This is a genomic window from Shewanella sp. M16 (genome assembly GCF_018224605.1).
Taxonomy (GTDB): Bacteria; Pseudomonadota; Gammaproteobacteria; order Enterobacterales; family Shewanellaceae; genus Shewanella; species Shewanella oncorhynchi.
The window spans coordinates 1-5,938 of the sequence record NZ_JAGTUL010000081.1; the positions used below are offsets into that span (position 1 = coordinate 1).

Annotated in this window: 3 protein-coding genes and 2 pseudogenes; 3 read left to right on the forward strand and 2 right to left on the reverse strand. The window is 39.9% G+C overall.

Annotated elements, in window-relative coordinates; all coding sequences use genetic code 11:
* Positions 1–501: 501 nt before the first annotated feature.
* Complete coding sequence (locus KFE26_RS23110; RefSeq protein ID WP_212601852.1) at positions 502–1,194, reverse strand: IS6 family transposase; 693 nt, start codon at positions 1,192–1,194, stop codon at positions 502–504.
* A gap of 455 nt (positions 1,195–1,649) precedes the next feature.
* Here KFE26_RS23110 and KFE26_RS23115 point away from each other — a divergent pair, with 455 nt between their 5' ends.
* From KFE26_RS23115 to KFE26_RS23125, 3 genes and pseudogenes are all read left to right on the forward strand, one after another.
* Positions 1,650–2,756 carry an HlyD family secretion protein gene (locus KFE26_RS23115; RefSeq protein ID WP_249195896.1) on the forward strand — a complete coding sequence of 369 codons (1,107 nt, stop codon included), beginning with the start codon at positions 1,650–1,652 and terminating at the stop codon, positions 2,754–2,756.
* Positions 2,743–3,558, forward strand: a pseudogene (locus tag KFE26_RS23120) (IS4 family transposase); the annotation flags it as partial. The gene KFE26_RS23115 and the pseudogene KFE26_RS23120, both read left to right, overlap by 14 nt.
* A gap of 55 nt (positions 3,559–3,613) precedes the next feature.
* Positions 3,614–5,614 carry a M4 family metallopeptidase gene (locus KFE26_RS23125; protein WP_212601853.1) on the forward strand — a complete coding sequence of 667 codons (2,001 nt, stop codon included), beginning with the start codon at positions 3,614–3,616 and terminating at the stop codon, positions 5,612–5,614.
* A gap of 165 nt (positions 5,615–5,779) precedes the next feature.
* On the opposite strand, the pseudogene KFE26_RS23130 reads toward KFE26_RS23125, so the two are convergent.
* A pseudogene (locus KFE26_RS23130) lies at positions 5,780–5,938 on the reverse strand (IS5/IS1182 family transposase); the annotation flags it as partial.

The following is a 5,938-nucleotide window of genomic DNA, read 5'->3' on the forward strand; positions in this document are numbered from 1 at the left end:
ATATAAAATATATCTGTAGCTTTAAAATAAATTTTATTATTTACGATATACCTTGAAACAACATCTATAGCATTACAGCTATTATTCGTGCAAATTAAATTATATACAGCTCTATCTTGTTCTGCCTGACAAAAAAAGATATCGCACTAAATGCTGTTGCCAAAATGGGGGTTGATATTTTCTTCATTAATTAAAACTCCATTTAATCTAAATGAAAAATAGATTATTCACACATCAATTTTGCAACCAAGAAACATATTTGTTCATACATTTGTTTATATTTTAGGTGCAACCAACACCAATTGCTTGCGCGATGTGAATTATAAGCTAAAATTATGTCTAAGTTTTGTTGGGTGAGTTGTTTTTTGAATAGGGCAGAACAAAATATATTAATGGTCGGTTTTAAAATTACAACTTGTGCATATAATTAATGATAAAGGTTCTGTCGCAAAATCAGATCTCACCGCTATAATTTGAGGGGGCAAGATCTCTCAGATGCAACTAGCCCGCCAAAGAATAAAATTGTTCCCATGGTGTCATCCTTTCGGTCGTATTCATTTGCCCTTGCTTAATCATGGACCAAAGCTCAACACCCGCTAAGGTTGATTCAGCCCCTTGCCAAGACTTCCAACCTAGACATTGGTGCATTTTCCATTTCACTTTTCGATGACTTTGCTCGACAATATTATTCAGATATTTGATAGCCAAAACCTCAATCATAAACAACATATGGCCAGACAGCCAAAGACGAATATTAATGGTATCTAATGCGGCGGCATTCGCACCATTTTTATCAATGACGACCTTTTCAGGCAAGCCATGTTGGTTGATGGCTTTATTGAAAAATACCAGTGCCGCTGGCTCATCACGGGTTTCACTCAAATAAAAATCAATAATATCGCCGTACTTGTCCACGGCTCGATAATAGTAAACCCACCTGCCTTTCACTTTTATGTAGGTTTCATCCATTCGCCAAGAGCCTGATACTAAACGCTTTTTATTCCTAAAGATGGCTTCTAGTTGCGGCGCATATTTGATAACCCACCGGTTAAGGGATGAATGGTCAAAATGGATATTTCGCTCAGTGAACATCTCCTCAATTTCACGGTAACTGAGTTTGTAGGCCAGATAATAATGAAGGGCCTGCATGATGATATGCGATGGATAATGTCGACCAAAGAAATTGAGTGTCATGCCGTGGATGCTCCAAATTCATATTCAAAGATCATCCTCACTTAAACTCTAATCGATAATTTTGCGACAGAACCCGAACTTTTCTGGGCACTCAAGCATCGGAGTGTGAGATACACCTTTTAACTCTATCAACTTGAGTGTGCCACTACACAAAGCAGGAGCCACCAACGAAAACACAATCAAATTAAACAAATAAAAATCAAAAACAACAACAACAACAACAACAACAACAACAACAACTGCAACCAAATAAAAACAAAATAAAAACAATATGGCCGCGAAATATATTTATTTATTATTGGATAACAATAAATTTAAGTCATAAAAAGAATTAGCACTAAAGTATTATTTCAATTTGATACATTTGAAACTAATGTGTTTTGGATAACCAACAGGTAACACCATTGCAACTGCTAATTATTCAAGCCAAAATGATCCAATGTTAAAGGAAACTTATGTCAAATTTATTTCGTCAGCAGGTTGTAGACGAACAAAAGCAACGGCGTTATGGAGATATATCTTTAGCTCAACCTCTTTCTATATATACCGTATCCCTATCTATATTATTAATAGTTACTGCTATAATTTTATTTTTATATTTTTCACATTACGCTCGCAAGGAGACGGTTCACGGATATCTAGTACCCGATAAAGGTGTGATAAAAACCCATGCTAATCGCAATGGTAATGTGGATATATTGCACGTAAAGGAAGGTAGTGATGTCAATGCAGGTGACCCATTAGTCACTGTCATAATAAGAAGCAGCATGACATCTGGTTTTGAGTTAAGCGAAACACTGATAAGTGATTTAAAACAACAGCGAAGTATTTTAAATCAAGAATTAGATAACAACACAAAGCTGAATACAGCTGAGACTCTTAGACTTAAAAAAAGGTTATCTGACTTATCGGAGTCGATGAAAGTATTATCTAGACAAAAACAGTTGTTAGCAGAAAAATTGACCATACAAGTTGCGCAGAAAAAACAACACGACAAGTTCTACAAAGATGGTTATTTATCAGAGCTTGATTATCAGCTTCAATTATCTAAATTAATTGAAGTAAAGCAAGAAGTGGAAAACTTAGAGTCGAACAAAATATCGATTGACCGCGAGTTAAATCAAACTCACTCTGAATTAGCGAGCTTACCGTTCCAATTTAATTTAAAACAGTCAAATGTTCATAAGCGCCAATCTGATATTCAAAGACAATTAAATGAAGCGGAGAATAGTTACATATTTGTTATACGCGCTCAAGAATCAGGTACTGTGGCGGCAGTTAGTGTTGTTGAGGGTGAGTTAATTGCCAGCAATCGTCCATTGATGAGCATTATCCCAAAGGGCTCTTCATTGGTAGCTGAGTTATTACTACCAACAAGAAGTGCGGGGTTTGTTAAACAGGCTGATGAGGCTAGATTGCGCTTTGATGCATTTCCTTATCAACGGTTTGGTTTTCTGCGCAGTGAGGTATTACGCATAGATAAAGCGCTACTTCTCGATGGTGAAGCCGATTTACCCGTTAAGTTATCAGAGCCTGTTTACCGCATAAGAACAATGCTCTAATGCGGCCCACAAAGGTTTTTTGTCAGATTTAGCCAAGATTTTACCTTGTCATGTTACCCCAGTAATCGTGACTGACGCGGGGTTCAAATTGCCTTGGTATAAGGAGGTTGAAGCCCATAGTTAGTTTTGGCTAAGCCGTATTCGCAGTATGGTTCAATTTGCAGAGATTGGCGCAGAAAATTGGCGTTCAGTTCGCAGCATACATAACTTGGCAAGTGGTCGAGCGAAGAACCTTGGCTGTAAGACGTTGACCAAAACCAACCCTATTAATTGCCATCTCGCGCTTTATCGTGGCAAGCCTAAGGGGCGTAAAAATCAGCGTTCAACGAGGACTAACTGCCACCATCCATCCGCAAAAATGTACTCAACATCGGCTAGAGAAAATTGGGTGTTAGCCACCAACTTGCCACCAGAGTCTCGGACGCCAAAACAGCTTGTAAAGCTGTATGCCAAGCGCATGCAAATTGGGGAAAAATTTCGAGATATCAAAAGCCCTGCATACGGCCTTGGTTTACGCCAAAGTCGTACCAACAGTCCTGAGCGATTAGACATAATCCTGCTGATAGCATTAATGGTTCAATGCCTGTTGTGGCTAGTTGGGTTACATGCACTGCAACAGGGCTGGGATAGGCATTTCCAGGCCAATACCGTTCGGCATCGTACGGTACAGTTAACGATTCGCTTGGGTTTGGAGGTACTGAGGCGGCCTAATTATCACGTGACGGAAAAAGAGTTACTTGCATCCTGGGTATCGTTCGCAAATCAGCTGCTCAAACATGGTTATGCCATGGCTGATTTATGAGGGGATCCCTGAGCATTATGCATTTAAATACACAATGAAAAGGAAAAGGAAAGCTATGCCTATTATTATATTAATATTATTGTCGGCCGTATTTTCGGTACAGGCTGCCAATTTAATTGACTATTCACAAATCGATCTCTCAAAGGTGATCAACGCAAATAATACAAAAGGATTCTCGGCTTCTTCGCAACCACTGAGCTATCGTGATGCAAACTTAGTTAGATTAGGGAAGGAAACACTCGTCCGTAAACAACAGCTCCATTATGGACTTCCTGTCTACGGTCATTTTGTGGTTACGGATGTTTCTAATCGTGGTTTTGCAAAGGCAATAGATGGCCAAGTCTTAACGGGGATTGAATCAGATATTGGTTCAACTTTACCGATGATTAATGTTGACCAAGCAATCGATGCCGCCAAAGGAAAGCTGCAAGGTATTGCTGCTACAAGTGTGCAGGATGCACAGACTGAATTGATGATTTGGTTAGATGATCAGCAAACCGCTTATTTAGTCTATAAAGTTGACCTTCTCTCTCGAACAGGAATGACACCATCTCGCCCAATAACCTTAGTCGATGCTAAATCAGGCCAAATACTTGATGAGTGGGAAGGCCTGACTTTTATTGAAGCCGAGGGGCCAGGCGGTAATCAAAAAAGTGGCCGCTACTACTTTGGTGCTAATACAAAATACGGTGGTTTCCAAGTTAGCAAAGACTGTCGCATGGATAGTGCTAATGTTGTTACGCTCAATATGAATAATCAACAGTATGGTGGATTGGCCCATCAATTTGATTGTCACGTCAACAACCATCGGGCTGTTAACGGAGCTTATGCTCCAATGAATGACGCTCACTACTTTGGCCAACGTGTTTTTGGCATGTATATGGAGTGGCTCAATACTCGACCTATTCAGCAGAAACTCACTATGCGTGTTCATTACGGTAATAAGTACGATAATGCATTCTGGGATGGGCGTCAGATGACCTTTGGTGATGGTAATCAATCAATGTATCCACTTGCGACGTGGGATGTGATTGCACATGAAGTGAGTCATGGGTTTACTGAGCAAAATTCAGGTCTAGAGTATCGTGGAATGTCTGGCGGGATGAATGAATCCTTTTCTGATGTTGCAGCCGCAGCATTAAGTGAATATGTTCATGGTAGCTTTAACTGGAAGATGGGTGAGCACGTGATGAAATATTCAGACGCGATGCGTTATTTCATTCGCCCAAGTCGAGACGGCAGGTCGATTGACCATATTAACCAGTATTATCAAGGTATAGACGTCCACCATAGTTCAGGGATTTTCAACAAAGCGTTTTACCATCTTGCAATCAGCCATGGCTGGAATATTAAGCAAGCCTTCATTACTTATGCAACGGCTAATCAACTGTATTGGCGACCAAATTCGAGCTTTCAGCAAGGTGCAGATGGCGTTTGCAAAGCAGCACATAAACTCGGTTATGAAACCTCTGCCGTAAGCAGTGCCTTTGCTCAAGTTGGGATCCAAGTACAAAACTGTGGTTCAGGCCAACCAGAGCCTACTCCACAGCCAGAACCTAACATTGTTACATTATCGAGTAATAAACCAGTAATCATCGATGCTAATTATGGTAATGAACAATATTATGTTCTGAAAAATATTTCAACGGATGAAGCCTCAGTTTATACATACCTTGGTAATGGCAACGTTGATCTTTATGTAGCAATTAATAGACCTGCATCGGTGAATGACTTTGATTGCGTTTCTCGTAACCAGACTAATGACGAATATTGTGGTTTTAGTGGTATAAAAGGAGCTGATATTTATGTATTAGTTACTGGCGCTGACCGTTCTGTAGATACTCACCTTGTTGTGATTGCAGAAGGTTTATTACCCGCTCCACCCGAACCTCAAGATTTATGTACTACTCTGAGCGAGTGGTCCCCTTCTTATTACTACCCTACGGGTATGCAAGTTCAATACAACGGACATCGTTTTACTGCAATTCAAGATAATTGGGGAGCAGATCCATTCGATAATTATTGGTATTGGAATTATCAAGGCAGTTGTAAGTAATTCGGTGGCTGTAAAGCTTATCTGAGCATATTTTTGGTATAAAAACAGTACCGAAAGGAAGCTAAGAAACATAAACTGGCCAAACTAAACTCGGTTTGGCCAGCGGTGATGGGCTTTGTTTCCGAAATCGAGTCAGCGAACAAAACTCTCATCATTGTTCAAATATCAAGCTACATAGTGGCTTTCAGGCATACCTAGTCCAGTAAGCTTGTTCAAAGCCCTAATCATCGCGTAAGTTTCTCCCACTTGAGCCTTATAATTCCGCATGCTCAACGTGCCTCCTAGCAGTTGTTTTATCCTGTACATAGCGGTTTCTGAGATTGA

Excerpts from the sequence above, each read along its gene's own strand:
- KFE26_RS23125 (WP_212601853.1), top strand. The coding sequence starts at position 3,614 with ATGCCTATTATTATATTAATATTATTGTCGGCCGTATTTTCGGTACAG.
- KFE26_RS23115 (WP_249195896.1), top strand. The coding sequence starts at position 1,650 with ATGTCAAATTTATTTCGTCAGCAGGTTGTAGACGAACAAAAGCAACGG.
- KFE26_RS23110 (WP_212601852.1), bottom strand. The coding sequence starts at position 1,194 with ATGACACTCAATTTCTTTGGTCGACATTATCCATCGCATATCATCATG.